The sequence below is a fragment of the Stenotrophomonas sp. YJH_SMC_17 genome, from assembly GCF_059371655.1.
The window spans coordinates 638,262-654,304 of sequence record NZ_JCAFUU010000001.1; the positions used below are offsets into that span (position 1 = coordinate 638,262).

Annotated in this window: 14 protein-coding genes; 6 read left to right on the forward strand and 8 right to left on the reverse strand. The window is 67.2% G+C overall.

Annotated features, from left to right (window positions below; translation table 11 throughout):
- Nucleotides 1-106 precede the first annotated feature (106 nt).
- Nucleotides 107-520 (reverse strand): MerC domain-containing protein, encoded by a 414-nt coding sequence (locus tag AC5P8Z_RS03030; protein ID WP_495228046.1) that lies wholly within the window; start codon nt 518-520, stop codon nt 107-109.
- A 135-nt stretch (nt 521-655) separates the two neighbouring features.
- Between AC5P8Z_RS03030 and AC5P8Z_RS03035 the strand changes: the two genes are divergently transcribed.
- The 4 genes from AC5P8Z_RS03035 to AC5P8Z_RS03050 all read left to right on the forward strand — a co-directional run bounded on the left by AC5P8Z_RS03035 (nt 656) and on the right by AC5P8Z_RS03050 (nt 6,490).
- Nucleotides 656-2,857 carry a TonB-dependent receptor gene (locus tag AC5P8Z_RS03035; protein WP_495228047.1) on the forward strand — a complete coding sequence of 734 codons (2,202 nt, stop codon included), beginning with the start codon at nt 656-658 and terminating at the stop codon, nt 2,855-2,857.
- A 231-nt stretch (nt 2,858-3,088) separates the two neighbouring features.
- Nucleotides 3,089-3,655 carry a TetR/AcrR family transcriptional regulator gene (locus AC5P8Z_RS03040; protein ID WP_286071389.1) on the forward strand — a complete coding sequence of 189 codons (567 nt, stop codon included), beginning with the start codon at nt 3,089-3,091 and terminating at the stop codon, nt 3,653-3,655.
- Nucleotides 3,655-5,328: an MFS transporter gene (locus AC5P8Z_RS03045; RefSeq protein WP_495228048.1), complete on the forward strand. Its 1,674-nt coding sequence runs from the start codon at nt 3,655-3,657 to the stop codon at nt 5,326-5,328. The genes AC5P8Z_RS03040 and AC5P8Z_RS03045 overlap by 1 nt, the downstream gene beginning before the upstream one ends.
- Nucleotides 5,329-5,338: 10 nt before the next feature.
- Nucleotides 5,339-6,490 (forward strand): HlyD family secretion protein, encoded by a 1,152-nt coding sequence (locus AC5P8Z_RS03050; protein WP_286071387.1) that lies wholly within the window; start codon nt 5,339-5,341, stop codon nt 6,488-6,490.
- Between the two features lie 171 nt (nt 6,491-6,661).
- Here AC5P8Z_RS03050 and AC5P8Z_RS03055 read toward each other — a convergent pair whose 3' ends face one another.
- The 7 genes from AC5P8Z_RS03055 to creB form a co-directional block, all read right to left on the reverse strand.
- Entirely contained in the window at nt 6,662-7,153 is a 492-nt protein-coding gene (locus tag AC5P8Z_RS03055; RefSeq protein ID WP_004150412.1) for a Fur family transcriptional regulator, read from the reverse strand.
- Between the two features lie 34 nt (nt 7,154-7,187).
- A complete protein-coding gene (gene gltX / locus AC5P8Z_RS03060) occupies nt 7,188-8,591 on the reverse strand; it encodes a glutamate--tRNA ligase (RefSeq protein ID WP_286071386.1) in 1,404 nt (467 codons plus the stop codon).
- 93 nt (nt 8,592-8,684) lie between these two features.
- The gene (locus tag AC5P8Z_RS03065; RefSeq protein WP_286071384.1) at nt 8,685-10,283 is read right to left on the reverse strand and encodes a M28 family metallopeptidase; all 1,599 of its coding nucleotides are present in this window, start codon (nt 10,281-10,283) and stop codon (nt 8,685-8,687) included.
- 124 nt (nt 10,284-10,407) lie between these two features.
- The gene (locus AC5P8Z_RS03070) at nt 10,408-10,818 is read right to left on the reverse strand and encodes a hypothetical protein (protein WP_049482784.1); all 411 of its coding nucleotides are present in this window, start codon (nt 10,816-10,818) and stop codon (nt 10,408-10,410) included.
- A 10-nt stretch (nt 10,819-10,828) separates the two neighbouring features.
- Nucleotides 10,829-12,148: a cell envelope integrity protein CreD gene (creD, locus tag AC5P8Z_RS03075; RefSeq protein ID WP_286071383.1), complete on the reverse strand. Its 1,320-nt coding sequence runs from the start codon at nt 12,146-12,148 to the stop codon at nt 10,829-10,831.
- An 81-nt stretch (nt 12,149-12,229) separates the two neighbouring features.
- Complete coding sequence (creC, locus tag AC5P8Z_RS03080) at nt 12,230-13,690, reverse strand: two-component system sensor histidine kinase CreC (RefSeq protein ID WP_295565625.1); 1,461 nt, start codon at nt 13,688-13,690, stop codon at nt 12,230-12,232.
- Nucleotides 13,691-13,693: 3 nt separating this feature from the next.
- Nucleotides 13,694-14,419, reverse strand: a complete 726-nt coding sequence (gene creB, locus AC5P8Z_RS03085) for a two-component system response regulator CreB (protein WP_286071381.1) — start codon at nt 14,417-14,419, stop codon at nt 13,694-13,696.
- 35 nt (nt 14,420-14,454) lie between these two features.
- Between creB and AC5P8Z_RS03090 the strand changes: the two genes are divergently transcribed.
- Nucleotides 14,455-15,312, forward strand: a complete 858-nt coding sequence (locus tag AC5P8Z_RS03090; protein ID WP_109814381.1) for a 23S rRNA (adenine(2030)-N(6))-methyltransferase RlmJ — start codon at nt 14,455-14,457, stop codon at nt 15,310-15,312.
- A 95-nt stretch (nt 15,313-15,407) separates the two neighbouring features.
- Complete coding sequence (locus AC5P8Z_RS03095; protein WP_004150340.1) at nt 15,408-15,953, forward strand: GNAT family N-acetyltransferase; 546 nt, start codon at nt 15,408-15,410, stop codon at nt 15,951-15,953.
- Nucleotides 15,954-16,043 lie beyond the last annotated feature (90 nt).

The window sequence follows — 16,043 nt, forward strand, 5'->3', positions numbered from 1 at the left end:
TCAACTCCTCAAGTGTGAAATCTGGTTACCCCGTACTGACACGGGTTCGGCGGGGCCGCCTTGCTGGGCGCCCCCGCGCACGATCGGAAAGCGTATCACGGAGCGCCTAGTGCGCGCAGCTGGCGTCGTGGACGTGGCCGTGGTTGAGGCGCAGGTTGACCAGATGGGCGACGCCCACCAGCAGGCCGCCAATGGTCATCACCACCGCATGCGGCACCGCGTTGTGGTGCAGCGGGTCGTACAGCACCCCAGCCCACAGCGCCACCAGGCCCGGAATGAGAAAACCAAGTGCACGCAGGGCGCCGTGGCGACGGTAGCCCCAGACCAGGCTGAACAGGCCAAGCAGGGTCACGAACACCACCAGGGCCCGCTCCACGCCGTCGCTCAGCCAGAACGACAGGCCCAGCGAAGGGGCTGCGGCCAGCAGTACGGGAATCACCGCGCAGTGCACCGCGCACATCATCGAACCAGTGGCACCGAAACGGTCGAGCAGGTGGCGCAGGCGTGAGGACAGGGACATGACTTCCAGCAGGGTCGGCGAATCGTTATGGAATAATATAACATCCGTTCCCGACCCGCACGGTTTCCCTCCCCCTGTCTCGCCGACGGGATTCGTGCGCCCCGTGATTGATACATTGTAACAAAGGACCTGCCCATGCCTGCCCCAATCCCGCGGTTCAAGCCGCATTCCCTGGCCCTGGCCCTCGCCGCCCTGCTGCCCTCCGTGGCCTTTGCCGCCGGCGATGACGACTCCCATCGTGACCGCCACCTGACCGAGCTGTCGTCGGTGCGGGTCACCGCCTCGCCGTTGCAGGGCAACGCGGAGTCGCTGGCACGACCGGTGGAAGTGCTGGCCGGCGAACGCCTGGACGAGCAGAAGGCCGGCACCCTCGGCGACACCGTGGCCAAGCTGCCGGGCGTGCAGAGCACCTACTTCGGTCCCGGCGTCGGCCGCCCGATCATCCGCGGGCAGGAAGGTCCGCGCGTGCAGGTGCTGTCCAACGGCGTCGGCAACATGGATGCCTCCACCGTCAGCGCCGACCACGCCACCAGCATCGAGCCGTTCCTGGCCGACCAGATCGAAGTGCTGAAGGGCCCGGCAACCCTGCTGTTCGGCAGCGGCGCGATCGGCGGCGCGGTCAACGTGGTCGATGGCCGCATCGCCAGCGAGCTGCCGGACCGTCCGCTCAGCGGCCGCGCCGAGATCCGCGGCAATACCGTCAACAAGGAACGCAGCGGCATGTTCCGCCTCGACGGCGTCAACGGCGACTGGGTGATCCACGTCGATGGCTTGGTGCGCAATGGCGATGACTACAGGATTCCCGGCTATGCCGTGATCGATGCGCTGGAAGACCACCACGACCACGATCATGACCACGGCGATGCGGACGCGGACGAACCGCGTCGTGGACGCCTGGACAACAGCTCCATCCGCACCCGCGCCGGTGGCCTGGGCGCCACCTGGCTGGGCGAAGGCGGTTACTTCGGCCTCGCCGCCAGCACCTACCGCACCAACTACGGCATTCCCAACGGCGCGCACGTGCATGCCGATGGTGACGGCCACGACCATGATCACGACCACGATCATGGCGACGGGGAGGAAGGTGACGAACATGACGTTCGCATCGACATGGTGCAGAACCGCTTCGACCTGAAGGCGGGCATCTACAACCCGGTGTCGTTCCTGAAGAACATCAACCTGCGTGCCGGCTTCACCGATTACGAGCACACCGAACTGGAAGCCGGCGTGCCGTCCACCCGCTTCACCAACCAGGGCATCGAAGGGCGCCTGGAAGCAGTGCAGAACGAGATCGCCGGCTGGAATGGCGCGTTCGGCCTGCAGTTCGGCAACAGCCGCTTCGGCGCCAAGGGCGAAGAGGCATTCGTGCCCAACACCGGCACCGACACCCTGGGCGTGTTCGTGCTGCAGGAAAAGCAGTTCGGCCCGTTCAAGCTGGAACTGGGCGGCCGTCATGACCAGGTCAAGCTGGACCCGAGCGGCGACTACCGCCGCCGTACGTTCGACGCCACCAACCTGTCCGCTGCCGGCATCTGGAAGCTCAACGATGCCGTCGACCTGCGCTTCGGCGTGGACAGCTCCGAGCGTGCGCCGACCAATGAAGAGCTGTACGCCGCCGGTGCGCACATCGCTACCCGCTCACTGGAGATCGGCGACGCCAATCTGAAGACCGAGCGTGGCCAGCGCGTCGAGCTGGGCATCCACACCCACAGCGAGCGCCTGGACTTCTCTGCGTCGATCTACCAGACGAAGTTCAAGGACTTCATCTACCTGGCCGACACCGGCATCACCGAAGGCCTGCCGGTGCGAACGTGGACCCAGCAGGACGCGGTGTTCAAGGGCGCCGAAGCCGAAGCGCTGGTACACCTGTTCGAAGGCAACGCCGGTGACTGGGATCTGCGCCTGTTCGGTGACTACGTGAAAGCCAAGCTGGATGGCAGCGGCAGCCGCAATCTCGACATCGCCGTGCCGCACGGCGACCACAACCACAACTACACGGTGGAACTGGCCAACACCGGCTACCTGCCGCGCATCGCCCCGGCCCGCGTCGGCGCCGACCTGCGCTGGTCGAAGGACGGTTGGCGCGCCTCGCTGGGCGCCGTGCGCTACAGCCGCCAGAAGGATGTGGCGCAGAACGAGGAGCCGAGCAACGGCTACACCCTGGTCGACGCGCACCTGGCCTACCGCTGGGACCGCAACGCGACCAACAGCTACGAAGTGTTCCTGGATGGCAGCAACCTGACCAACCGCGAAGTGCGCCCGCACACCTCGCTGCTGCGCGACTATGCGCCGCTGCCGGGCCGTGGCGTCGCATTCGGCATCCGCGCGTACTTCTGATCGCGTACGGCGGGGGTCGGATTCCTTTCCGCAGGAAAGATCCGCGCCCGGAGCATCGGCATCCACCCATCGCGTGGATCTACTGCATCTCCCACGGGGGCCTTCGGGCCCCCGTTTCGTTGGGGCCGGCACCATCACGCATCCGTCACAAAGATGTGCGTACGACAACAACCGGACAATCCCGTCACTCACTGTCTCACCATCCGGACACTAATGTCCGAAAATGAAGCCATGACCGCCCAACGTGCCGATGCCGCTGCCCGCCGTGCCCTCATCCTCGACGCCGCCGATCATGTATTTGGCCAACACGGCGTCACTGCCCCGCTGGACCTGGTGGTTGAACGCGCCCAGGTGGGCCGCGCCACCCTTTACCGCAACTTCCCCGACCGCACCGCGCTGATCCAGGCGCTGCTGCAGCGCACGGTCGACCGCATCCGGCGCCAGGTCGAACAGCTCGGCGATCGCGACGATGCGCTGTTCGAGGTGTTCGAGGGCATGGCCCAGCGCATCATCGATTCGCCGGCACTGGCCGATTACTGGCGCGCGGTGGATTCGGACGTGCCGGCCATGCGCACCGCACGCGAAACCGTGCGCGACCTGCTGGAAGGTCCGATCGCACGCGCCAAGGCCGCCGGGCTGTGCCGCGCCGATCTGGAGAAGACGGATATTTCACTGATCTCGGGCATGCTGGGTGCGGCCCTGCGCGGCAAGACCCGCGACGAGCGCGCCCAGTTGGCCGGGCGTGCCCTGCAGCTGCTGCGTGGGGGTCTTCAGGGAGCAACCAGCGAGGCCCGTTGATGGTCCAGCCGTACCTGAAGCCGGTTCCGGATTGGGAGGAGCATGAGAAGCCGACCATGCCCGGCTCGGCGTCGATGCCCTGGCACCCGCCGTACCGGCGTGCAGCCTATGCGATGGTATCGTTGCTGGTAGCGATCACCGGCGGCCTCGGCAATGCGCTGGTCACCGCCAACCTGCCGTTCCTCCAAGGCCAGCTGGCACTGACCCCGACCCAGGGCAGCTGGCTGGTAGCGGCCTATGCGATGGCGAATGTCACCGCCAACCTGTTGGCCTTCAAGTTCCGCCAGCAGTACGGCATCCGCCTGTTCGCCGAAATCGGGCTGGGCCTGTATGCGGCGCTGGCGGTGCTTCACCTGTTCGTCGGCAGCTTCGAGACCACGATGCTGACCCGCGCCGCCAGCGGCTTCGCCGGCGCGGCCTGTTCGACACTGGGCACGCTGTACATGCTGCAGGCGCTGCCGCGTCGCTTCACCGGCAACCTGCTGGTGGTCGGTGTCGGCCTTTCGCAGCTGGCGGTGCCGATCGCCTGGATCGTGTCCCCGGGACTGGTTGATACCGGCCAGTGGCACCAGCTTTATTCGTTCGAGGCCGGCCTGGCGTTGTGCGCATTCGCCGCCGTCGTGGTGCTGAAGCTGCCGCCCGGCATCCAGGTGAAGGCCTTCGAGCCGCTGGATTTCCTTACCTTCGCGTTGCTCGCGCCGGCCGTCGCCCTGCTGGTGATCGTGCTGGCGCAGGGCTACACGCGCTGGTGGCTCAACACCCCGTGGCTGGGCTGGGCGCTGATCGCCTCGATCGTGCTGTCCACCACCGCCTTGATCATCGAGCACTACCGGCGCAATCCACTGCTGCAGATCCGCTGGCTGTCGACGCTGCCGGTGCTGCATTTCATCGTCGGCGCCTTCCTGATCCGCTTCCTGACCACCGAGCAGTCCTACGGTGTGGTCAACCTGATGCGCACGCTGGGCATGGGGCCGGACCAGATGCGCCCGCTGTTCGTGGTGATCCTGGCCGGGGTGATCACCGGCATCGCCGGCACCGCGCTGACCTTCGGCCCGAAGCGGCTGATTCCGCAATTGCTGATGGCGATCCTGCTGCTGGGTGCAGCGGCGTTCTTCGACCAGCACCGCACCAGCCAGGACCGCCCGCAGGACTTCTTCGTCAGCCAGTTCCTGGCGTCGGTCGGTGCCGGCATGTTCATGGGGCCGCTGATCATGCTCGGCATCTCCGCCGCGCTGAAACAGGGCGTGGACCACATGATCACCTTCCTGGTGACACTGTCGATCACCCAGACCCTCGGCGGGCTGGCCGGCTCTGCGGTGCTGGGCACCTTCCAGCTGCATCGCGAACAGCTGTATTCCAGCGCGCTGACCAGCCAGCTCGATCCGGCCGATCCGGTGGTGGCGCAGCGGCTGCGCGTCCAACAGCAACTGTATGCCGCACAGATCACCGACCCGGTGCTGCGCAGCGCACAAGGCACCGCGCAGCTGGCGCAGACCACGCGCCGCGAAGCCAACGTACGCGGCTTCAACGACGTGTTCACCCTGAGCGGCTGGCTGGCGATCGGCTTCCTCTGCTGGTTGCTGCTGTTGTCGCTGCGCACCGCCGTGCTCAAGCAATGGCGCAAGCGCCATCCCACCTCCCCTGCCGTGGCCGCGCCGGCCGCGCCCCGCTGAGTCCAACCCCATGCCTCCCGTTCCGCCCCGCACCGACGACGACAACGTCACCCCACCGCCACCGACGGACGCCGCTCCCGCGCCCACGCCTGTCGAACCCGCCGTGGCGCCGAAGTACCTCAAGCCCAGCGCGCGCAGCGTGGTGGTGATGGTGGTGGTGGCACTGCTGGGCATCGCGCTGATCCTGCGCGCATGGCATCTGTGGCCGTTCACCAGCACGGTGATGGTGACCGACAACGCGTATGTACGCGGGCAGATCACGGTGATGGCGCCGCAGGTGAACGGCTATGTGACCGAGGTGCTGGTGAAGGACTTCCAGCACGTGAAGGCAGGCGAGCCGCTGCTGCGCATCGATGACCGCATCTACGCACAGCGTGTCGCGCAGGCGCAGGCAACACTGGACAGCGCGCGTGCGGCGCTGGCCAACTCCGACCAGTCGCAGGCCCAGAACCGCGCACAGATCGCCTCCGCGCATGCCACGTTGTCGGCTGGCCAGGCCGAACTGCAGCGTTCGCGCAATGAATTGAAACGCTACGAGGAACTGGCTGCGCAGCAGCTGGTGTCAGTCAACGATCGCGACAAGTTCCGCACCGCCCAGGCCTCGGCGCAGGCCAGCGTGCAGCAGTCGCAGGCGCAGATCCGCATTGCCGAGGAAACCCTGGTCTCGACCCAGGTGGCGCGCAAGAGCCTGGAGGCGCAGGTGGAAAGCGCACAGGCGCAGCTGGAACTGGCGCGCATCGATCTGGCCAATACCGTGATCCACGCGCCGCGCGACGGCCAGATCAGTGAAGCCAGCGTGCGCGTGGGCCAGTACGTCGCGGCCGGTTCGCAGCTGCTGTTCCTGGTGCCTGACACGCTGTGGGTGGTGGCCAACTACAAGGAAGGCCAGACCTGGGGAATGGCCATCGGCCAGCCGGCCACGTTCTCGGTGGACGCGTTCCAGGGCCAGGTGCTGCGTGGCCGCGTGCAGGAGATCGCCCCGGCCACCGGGTCGGAATTCAGCGTGCTGCGCCCTGACAATGCCAGCGGCAACTTCACCAAGGTGGTGCAGCGGCTGCCGGTGCGGATTTCGATCAACGAAGGCCAGAAGCTGGCGGCAGAGTTGCGGCCCGGCATGTCGGTGATCGTGCGGGTGGATACCGCAAGCAAACCGATGGACTAGCCTGCGACCAGGCGGATCCGGTTGGGTGGACTCGGTTGGGTAGAGTCGACTGTTAGTCGACTGCTCTTCCGTGAACCCCCATGAACACCCCGCGCTGCGCGCGATAGTCGACTAACAGTCGACTCTACCGAGTCGGCTCTACTCAGTCGACTCCCGCCTGCCCCCTCGCGCTCAGCCCGCGCAGCGCGCGCAGAGCCCGTGCACTTCCAGGGTCTGTGCCTGCGGCTGGAAGCCCAGCTCCTTGGCACGCTTTTCCAGCTGGGTGACGATCTCGCGGTCTTCCAGTTCCACTGCACTGTGGCAGCTGTTGCAGATCAGGAACGGTACCGAATGCGCGGCGCTGCTGGGGTGATGGCAGGCCACGAAGGCGTTCACCGACTCCAGCTTGTGCACGAAGCCATTGGCCATCAGGAAGTCCAGCGCGCGGTACACGGTGGGCGGGGCATCAGCGCCAACGCCCTTGCCGTTGCGTACCCACTCCAGCAGCTCGTAGGCCTTGACCGGCTTGCCGGCCTCGGCGATCAGCTTCAATACATTGGCGCGGATCGGAGTCAGGCGCAGTCCGCGTTCGCGCGAGACGCGCTCGACCACCGCCACGAAATCCGATGCGTCATGGACGTGGTGGTGCGGGGCCGTACAGGCAGTGGCGGTCTTGGCGGGCATGCGTGTTCTCCGGTTCGGGCCTGGCAAGGATGCCTCAGGTCGTTGCTACCTTGGTGATGGCCACATCGATGCGTTTCAAGGCCTGCTCGCGGCCGGCCAGGTACACGGTATGGGAAATGTCAGGGCTGACCTGGGTGCCGGTGATGGCCACGCGCAGGGGCTGGGCGACCTTGCCCATGCCGATCTCCAGCGCGGCGGCGGCATCGTGCAGGGCCACGCCGACCGACTCAGCGGTCCATTCCGGCAGGGCCGCCAGCAGTTCGCGGGCCTTGCCCAGCGCCACCTCGGCACCGGCCTTGAGGTGCTTGGCCACGGCGGCCTCGTCGTACTCGGTCAGCGGCTGGTACCAGACCACGGCCTTCTCGGCCATTTCCTTCAGGGTCTGCACGCGCTCGCGCAGGGCGATCACCACGTCCTCCGGCGCCGGGCCGGCGGCCACGTCCAGGCCCAGCTTTTCCAGCTGGTAGACCAGGTGCGGCACGATGCTGGCAGGCTCTTCGGTCTTCAGGAAGTGCTGGTTGACCCAGCCCAGTTTGGCCATGTCCAGGCGCGAAGCCTTGGAATTGCAGTGGGTCACGTCGAACAGCTCGATCAGTTCCTGGCGGCTGAACAGCTCCTGGTCACCGTGCGACCAGCCCAGCCGGGCCAGGTAGCTCAGCAGCGCATCGGGCAGGTAACCGGCGTCCTTGTACTGCATCACGTCGGCCGCGCCGGTGCGCTTGGACAGCTTGGCGCCCTGCTCGTCCAGGATCATCGGCATGTGGCCGAACTTCGGCACCGGGGCGCCGATGCCTTCGTACAGGTTGATCTGGCGCGGGGTGTTGTTGATGTGGTCGTCGCCGCGGATGACCTCGGTGATGCCCATGTCCCAGTCGTCCACCACCACCGCGAAGTTGTAGGTGGGGTAGCCGTCCGGGCGGAAGATGACCATGTCATCCAGCTCGCTGTTGGCGATCTCGATGCGGCCCTTGATCAGGTCGTCGAACACCACCGTGCCTTCCAGCGGGTTCTTGAAGCGGATGACGCGGTTCGGGTCGTCCTTGCGCGGCAGGCCCAGGTCACGCGCGGCGCCGTTGTAGCGCGGCTTTTCCTGCTTGGCCATGGCGGCCTCGCGCATCGCGTCCAGCTCTTCGCGGGTCTCGTAGGCGTAGTACGCCTTGCCGTCGGCCACCAGCTGCTCGGCCACTTCCAGGTAACGGGCCACGCGGTCGGTCTGATAGATCGGGCCGACGTCGTAGTCCAGGCCCAGCCAGTCCATCGCCTCCAGGATCGCGTCGATCGCGCCCTGGGTGCTGCGTTCACGGTCGGTGTCCTCGATGCGCAGCACGAATTCGCCGCCGCGGTGGCGGGCCTCCAGCCAGCAGTACAGCGCGGTGCGGGCACCGCCGATGTGCAGGTAACCGGTGGGGCTGGGGGCGAAGCGGGTGCGGCAGATCATGGAGGGCTCGGGGAACGGGAATCCCCCGATTTTACCACCAGCCCCGGAAAGGCAAGGAGGGGCGGACGCATCCCGCCCCTCCCGCCAGGTTTTTCAGGGCTGCGGTTCAGCCTTGCGCGGGAACGACTGCTCGCGCATCGCCGCGTTGTAGGCGAACGAGGCGACGATGGCCGCGGCCTGCTTCAGGTCTTCCGGTTCGGCGTGGTCCCAGGTATCCAGGTGGCTGTGGTGGACGTTGGTGAAGTAGTCCAGCCGGTCCTGGATGAACTGGAAGCCCGGCAGGCCGATGCGGTCGAAGCTGATGTGGTCGGTGCTGCCCGTGTTACGGGTAGCCACGGTGGTGGCGCCCACGTCATGGAACGGTGCCAGCCAGGCTTCGAAGATCGGCATCGCGGCCAGGTTTTCCTGCGCGTAGATGCCCCGGAAGCGGCCCGAGCCGTTGTCCATGTTGAAGTAGACCTGGAACTTGCTGTAATCGCGGGTCTTCTGCAATGCACCGGTCGGCTCGCGCAGCGAGGCCGGCAGCGCCTTCTGCGCCGGGTCGGTCGGTTCCGGGAACTGGCCGAAGTGCTTGGCCACATAGGCCTGCGAGCCGATCAGGCCCTGCTCCTCGCCGCTCCACAGCGCCACGCGGATGGTGCGCCTGGGCTTGGCGCCGGTGGCCTTGAGGATGCGCATCGCCTCCATCATCACCGCCACGCCGGCGGCATTGTCGGCCGCACCGGTACCGCTGTGCCACGAATCCAGGTGCGCGCCGATCATCACCACTTCGTCGGGCCTGCTGCTGCCGCGGATCTCGGCCAGCGTGTTGTAGCCAGGCTGGTTGGCCTCGTCGGTGAAACGCGCGGCCACGTCCACGCGCAGGCGCACGGTCTGCTTGGCGTCCAGCGCGCGTACCAGCGGATTGAAGTGTTCGCTGATCATCGCCAGCTCGGGGATGCCCACTGACTCGCCGGCCTTTCGCGAGCCACCACCGGCAACCCGGATGATGCCGTTGTCCCAGCTGCTGATGCTGATCGAGGCCAGCGCGCCCTCTTCGACGAAGAACGCGTTGACCTTGGCCGCAAGCGCCTGCCGCTCCTGGTACTCCTTGACCCGCTTGGCGCGCTCGGCGGTGGCGTCCTTGTCCTTGGGCAGGGTGAATTCCTGCAGGCCTTCCAGCGAGGTGGCGTCGTGGCGGTGCGAATCCGCCTCGGTGCCGCGCTTGTACTCGCGCGCCTCGCCCAGCAGCAGGATCTTGCCGCGCAGCTTGCCACGGTACTTCTCGAGGTCTTCGGGCTTCTTGATCTGGACCTGGACCAGCTCGCCTTCAACCGGGCCCTGGGTGCCCGGCGTCCAGGCCTTGGGCAGTGCATGCAGCGGCTGCACGCGATCACCCAGCATCTCCACGCTGGCCGAGGTGAACTCCCAGCCGCGCCCGAAATCGTCGAAGGCTTCGTCGTGGACGTTGTCCAGCTTCCATTCGTTGAACTTGCCGCGGGTCCACGCATTGGCGCGGCCCATCGCCGGCGAATTGGTCAGGCGCGGCCCGATGCGTTCGGTGAGATAGCTGAAGGTGTCCATCACCTGCGAACGGTGGAAGGCCTCCTGGCGGATGCGGCTGACCATGTCCAGGTCCACCGGTTCGCGCTGCTGCGCCATTGCATTGCCACCCATCGCCAGCGCTACGGCCAGCACGCCCCACTTCGGCACTTCGCACCCCTGCCCTTCGGCTCGATCATCAACCCGTCGAGTCTAGCCAGCAGGGGCGCGCCGATACCGTCCCATCGGTCATGGACAGCAGTAGATCCACGCCCTGCGTGGATGAACAACCCGATCACCCACTCCACCCCAACCACAACTGCGCCCGCTCCGGCAGCAACAACAACCAATGCCGCCGATCGATGCTGCTGCAGCCATACACCGACGCGTGTGCCGGCCAGTCATCCGGCAGGCCGCCGATGCCGATCTCGGCCAGCGCCTCCGCCCCGGCCTTCCATGGCCGGTAGCGCGGCACCCGGCCGGCCACCGCGCCGCGTCCCTGCCGCGCGTCCTGCAGCCAGCGCAGTCCCTGCCCCTGCAATCCCTCGCAGGTCACCGCAGCCAGCTGGAAGCGGACCAGGCCGGGGGCGATCCGTGCCCCCGGCAGGGCCGCCAGCACGCCATGTGCCTGCAGCAGTGCGTCCACTTCCAGCAGGGCCGGAATGCCCTGCCGTGCCCGTTGCCGCAATCCCTGGCGCCAGCCCATGACGTACTCCTTACTTCAGTTCCGCGCCAAGCGCGTACCAGTCGACCCGGCGAGTCACCCACATCGCCAGCGCCAGGATCACGAACAGCAGCAGCGAGCCCATCAGCAGCGCGTTGTTCTCCGACACCAGCAGGCCATACAGCGCGCCGTACAGCACGGTCAGCAGCGCAGCGAAGCCGAGGCCGCGCTTCCAGTGGCCCAGCACGTTGGCCAGGTACACTGCCTGCAGGCCGATGCAGGCCACCGCCGATACCAGGTAGGCCTTCCAGAACGCGATGTGTTCGGACAGGCTGATCAGCAACAGGAAGAAGATCGCCAGCGCCAGGCCCACCATCAGGTACTGCAGCGGATGGATGCGCAGCGACTTGATCAGTTCGAACAGGATGAAGCCGACGAAGGTGAGCAGCACGAACAGCACGCCGTACTTCGAGGCGCGATCGGCCTGGGTATAAGCGTCGACCGGATCGACCAGTGATACCGTCACTGCCTGCGAATCGACCGAACCGTCATTGCGCAGCTGTCGCTGTGCGTCGGAGGCCAGCGAGGACACGGCCCAGCGGGCATCGAAACCCTGTGCATCAACGCGTCGCTCATTGGGCAGGAACGCCCCGCTGAACGACGGGTGCGGCCAGCTCGAACGCAGCGCGATACGCGTGTCATCGCCCACCGGCACCACCGACAACATGCGGCTGCCGTCCAGGCGCAGTTCCAGCTCCACGGTGCTGGCGGCCAGCGTGCCGCCGTGGTCTTCGGCGAAACCGGCCACCGGTGCATGCAGGCCGCGGCCGACTTCGCTGGCAGCGCCCACGCCGGGCAGCAGCCGCAGCTGCTTGCCGTCCACGCGCAGATTCGGCGTACCGACCAGGCCACGCACATCGGAAATCCCCACGGCTACATACGGCTGGCCGTAGCTGCGGCCGGCCTTCACCGGATAGTCGTCTTCGGCGAACGTCGCCTTCATCTGGCCGTTCCAGCTGTACACCGGCACCTTGAACAGCCCGACCTCACGCTGGCTCGGCAGCATCTCACCGCCCACCTCCAGCGACGCCGGCATCTGCAACCAGTGCCCCTCGGTGACCTGCACCTCGGTCTTCTTGATGCCCTGCGGATCGACCAGTTCAACCTGCTTGCGCTCCACCCACGGCACCACCCGCACCGGCCCGACCAGCTGCTGCGCACCGGCGCGGCTGTCGGCCACCCGCGAGAAGGCCTCATCGCGGTACGCACTGCGTTCGTTGATGACCCCGCGGATCATCGTCAGCGGGATCAGCAGCAGCAGGATCAGCCCGCCGACAATGGCGAACCGCAGCAGCATCTTCAGGGATTTCATGGTCCATCCTCGTTGGAGAGGGCTGCAGGATGGACCGCTGCAGTGAGCAGGGTGTGTGGCGAATTTGAAGCGAGTGTGAAGTCAGCGGCGGGGGCGCTGGCCTGGTGCACCCAGCGGCAACCACAGGCTGGCGACGGTACCGCCGCCGTCGCGCGCATCGACGCTGGCGCGACCATCATGCAGGCGCGCAACCTCCTGCACGAACGGCAGGCCCAGGCCGGAACTGCGCCGTCCGCTGCCGGGGCGGGCCAGCGAATAGAAGCGTTCAAACACCCGTTCGCGTGCATAGTCGGGAATGCCGGCACCGCGGTCGGCGACCTGCAGGTGCACGCCCTGACCATCCACCTCGGCCTGCAACGCGATCTCCGCGCCGGCCGCAGAGAACGCAATCGCGTTGTCGATCAGGTTGTGCAGCGCCTGCCGCAGCAGGTAACCGTCGCCCTGCACCTGCAGGTCGGGCACGCTGCCGATGCGGACCTGCACGCCCGCCGCCTGCGCGCGCACCTGCGCGGCAGCGGCCGCGTCGGCCAGCAGCACTGGCAATGCAATCGGGTCGCGGGTCTGCAGCCAACCGTGCTGCTCCACTTCAGCCAGCGCCAGCAGTTTGTCGATGGTCTCGGTCAGCCGCTCCTGCTGGTCGACGATGCTGCGCGCGAAATGCATCCGATCGGCCTCGGGCAGCGGCTCCTGCAGCAGTTCGGCGGCACCGCGGATCGCCGCCAATGGACTCTTCATCTCGTGCGTCAGCGACTGCACGTACTGCTCGACATAGGCTTTGCCTTCCAGCTTGCGGCGCATGGTTTCCAGCGCCTGGCCCAGTTCACCGATCTCGTCGCGTCGCCGCCGTGGCGGCGGCACCGGCTCACCGGCGGTGACCGCGCGCGCATAGCGGCTGAGCTGGCCCAGGCCGGTGGTCAGCCACATCGTCACCAGCACACCGACCAGCGCCGACAAGCCGATCAGCCAGGCACCACGTTCGATGATGGCGCGCTGGCTGGCGGCGATGAACGGATCGATGCTGCGGTTGGGCTGGGCCAGGCTGAGCACGCCGATGAGCGTGCGTCCATCGGCCGGGTCGTACACCGGCGCCGCTACGTGCATCACCGTATCGCCGTCCACCCCCGGTGTTTCCGGACTGGAGCGGGCGCCGTACTCACCGCGCAGCGTGCGGTACACATCATTCCAGCGCGAATTGTCGCGCCCCAGGTCCCGGCCCAGCGAGTCGTAGATGACGATGCCCTGGGCATCGGTGATGGTCACCCGGTAATCCAGGGAGCGCTTCGGGAAGCGCCAGACCATCGCCTTCAGGTCGCGCTGGCGTGCCTTGGCCAGGTTGCGGGTGAAGCTGCCGCTGCGGATGGTGCCGTCCTTGACGTCGGCGGCCGCCATCTCGGCCAGCACGTTCGCCGCATCGACCAGGGTCGACTCCATTGCCTGGCGCACGCCCGGCTTCACCTCGTTGACGAACACGCGCATCACGAAGAAGGCGGCGATGCCGGTGATCAGGAAGAAGCCCAGGAACAGCTTCAATACCAGGCGCATCGGCTAGGTCTCCAGCGCGTAGCCAAGGCCACGGTGGGTGCGGATCGGGTCATCGCTGGCACCGGCCGCGCGCAGCTTGGCGCGCAGCGTCTTTACATGCGTATCAACGGTGCGGTCGGCGCTGTCGGCGCTGCTGTCCCAGCCACGGTCCATCAGCTGGGCACGGCTGAGGATGGCGCCCGGGCGCTGCAGCAGCGCTTCCAGCAGCGCGTACTCGTAGCGGGTGAGATCCAGCGTCTGGCCGCGGAAGCGGATGCGCCGCCCCTCACGGTCGATGGCGAACGCACCGTGTTCCTGCCAGCCGGTGTCAGCGCCGGGTACTGTCACCACCGGTGACGCACGGCGCAGGCGCGCACGCACCCGCGCCACCAGTTCGCGCGGCGAGAACGGCTTGGTCATGTAGTCGTCGGCGCCCAGCTCCAGGCCGAGCACGCGATCCACTTCGTCGTTGCGGGCGGTCAGGAAAATCACCGGCAGCTGCGCCGCCGGCCCGGGCTGCGCGCGCAGTCGCCTGCAGACCTCGAAGCCGCCCAGGTCGGGCAGGCCCACGTCCAGCACCACCACGTCGATATCGCCGGCCTGCAGCCGTTGCAGGGCCTCGCCGCCCAGCAGGCAGTGGCTGGCGGCATAGCCCTCGCTGCGCAGCGCATAGAGCACGGTTTCGGCGATGGCGGCTTCGTCCTCGACCACCAGGACATGGGCAACAGGAGCTGTCATGGCGCGCAGCATAGCCGCTGCGGCCGCCGCCCCGTACACTGCCGCCCATGAACTATCGCCACGCCTTCCATGCCGGCAACCACGCCGACGTGCTCAAACACATCGTGCAGCTGGCCCTGATCGACAGCTTCAAGCGCAAGGACAGCCCGTTCTTCGTGCTCGACACCCACGGCGGTGCCGGCCGCTACCTGCTGGCCAGCGAAGAGAGTCGCAAGACCCTGGAGGCCGAATCCGGGATCATGCGGCTGATGGCCCAACCCAAGCTGCCGGAGGTGGTCGAGCGCTATCTGAAGGCGGTACAGGCCGACAACCCGGTGGGCGCGCTGACCAATTATCCGGGCTCGCCGCTGCTGAGCGCGCAGGCCATGCGCCCCCAGGACCGCATGGCGGTCTGCGAGCTGCAGGAAGCCGAAACGGCCACGCTGAAGGCCCTGTTCGCCCATGACAGCCGCGTCGACGTTCGGGCGGGCGATGGCTATGCCCTGCTGCGTTCGCTGCTGCCGCCGAAGTTCAACGGCAGCAAGATCGGCCGCGGCCTGGTGCTGATCGACCCGCCCTACGAAGCCCAGGATGCCGAGTACCAGGCGGTGCTGGCCGCCCTGGCCGAGACCCTGGCACGCTGGCCGCAGGCCACCTGTGCGGTCTGGTTCCCGATCAAGCAGCGCCGCACCATCCTGCATTTCCTGCGCAAGGCCACTGCCCTGCCGGTGAAATCGGCGATGACGATCGAGTTCCTGGTGCGCCCGGACGACTCGCCGCTGCGCCTCAACGGCAGTGGCATGCTGCTGCTCAACCCGCCCTGGCAGTTCGACCGGGTGGTCGGCCCGGCCCTGCCGGCGCTGCGCCAGCACCTGGGCGAGCCCGGTGCCAGCACCCGCCTGGATTGGCTCAAAGCCCCCGAATAACGGCCTTCACGAGGCTGTACCGCCGTGAGCCTTCCGTTCACGGAATGCAGCCCCGGTGATGCCACAATCGATGGACCACCAAGGAATCACCCGGTATGGCCACTCGCAACCGCATGCCGCCCTGGCATGAGATCTTCAAGGCTCCCAGCGGCCACGAGCTGCTGATCCGCCCCATCCGCCCGGAAGATGGCGCACCGCTGCAAGCGGCGTTCAGCCTGTTCGGGCCGGAAGAAATCCGTGATCGTTTCCTGCAGGCGGTGACCGAGCTGTCGCCGGAAACCACCCAGCGCCTGACCCACCCCAATCCCAAGACCGAGATCACTCTGGTCGCTGCCGAATCCCTGCCGGCTGGCGAAGCGGTGGTCGGCGCGGTCGCCCGGGCCTCGATCATCCCCGGTACCCGTGAAGCCGAGTACGCGATCCTGATCAGCCGCTTCCTCATTGGCCAAGGCCTGGGCCGGCAGCTGATGCGCAAGCTGGTGAAGTGGGGCCGCGGCAAGTACCTGGACCGCCTGTACGGCGACGTTGCCGCCGAGAACGAGCCGATGAAGCAGCTGGCCGCCTCGCTGGGCTTCAAGCCGGTGCCGCACCCGACCGGTGCCGAAGGCCTGGTGCGGATGGTGCTGGAGCTGGACAACTGACGGTAGCGCCGGCCCCTGGCCGGCCACGTTGATTCAACCGCTGCGCTCGCCGGGCATGGCCCCGCGCCACCCCGCTCACGTCACGATCAT

Excerpts from the sequence above, each read along its gene's own strand:
- creD (WP_286071383.1), bottom strand. The coding sequence starts at position 12,148 with ATGAAATCCCTGAAGATGCTGCTGCGGTTCGCCATTGTCGGCGGGCTG.
- AC5P8Z_RS03095 (WP_004150340.1), top strand. The coding sequence starts at position 15,408 with ATGGCCACTCGCAACCGCATGCCGCCCTGGCATGAGATCTTCAAGGCT.
- AC5P8Z_RS03045 (WP_495228048.1), top strand. The coding sequence starts at position 3,655 with ATGGTCCAGCCGTACCTGAAGCCGGTTCCGGATTGGGAGGAGCATGAG.
- AC5P8Z_RS03030 (WP_495228046.1), bottom strand. The coding sequence starts at position 520 with ATGTCCCTGTCCTCACGCCTGCGCCACCTGCTCGACCGTTTCGGTGCC.
- AC5P8Z_RS03070 (WP_049482784.1), bottom strand. The coding sequence starts at position 10,818 with ATGGGCTGGCGCCAGGGATTGCGGCAACGGGCACGGCAGGGCATTCCG.
- AC5P8Z_RS03050 (WP_286071387.1), top strand. The coding sequence starts at position 5,339 with ATGCCTCCCGTTCCGCCCCGCACCGACGACGACAACGTCACCCCACCG.
- AC5P8Z_RS03040 (WP_286071389.1), top strand. The coding sequence starts at position 3,089 with ATGACCGCCCAACGTGCCGATGCCGCTGCCCGCCGTGCCCTCATCCTC.
- AC5P8Z_RS03035 (WP_495228047.1), top strand. The coding sequence starts at position 656 with ATGCCTGCCCCAATCCCGCGGTTCAAGCCGCATTCCCTGGCCCTGGCC.
- creB (WP_286071381.1), bottom strand. The coding sequence starts at position 14,419 with ATGCTGCGCGCCATGACAGCTCCTGTTGCCCATGTCCTGGTGGTCGAG.
- creC (WP_295565625.1), bottom strand. The coding sequence starts at position 13,690 with ATGCGCCTGGTATTGAAGCTGTTCCTGGGCTTCTTCCTGATCACCGGC.
- AC5P8Z_RS03090 (WP_109814381.1), top strand. The coding sequence starts at position 14,455 with ATGAACTATCGCCACGCCTTCCATGCCGGCAACCACGCCGACGTGCTC.
- AC5P8Z_RS03055 (WP_004150412.1), bottom strand. The coding sequence starts at position 7,153 with ATGCCCGCCAAGACCGCCACTGCCTGTACGGCCCCGCACCACCACGTC.
- gltX (WP_286071386.1), bottom strand. The coding sequence starts at position 8,591 with ATGATCTGCCGCACCCGCTTCGCCCCCAGCCCCACCGGTTACCTGCAC.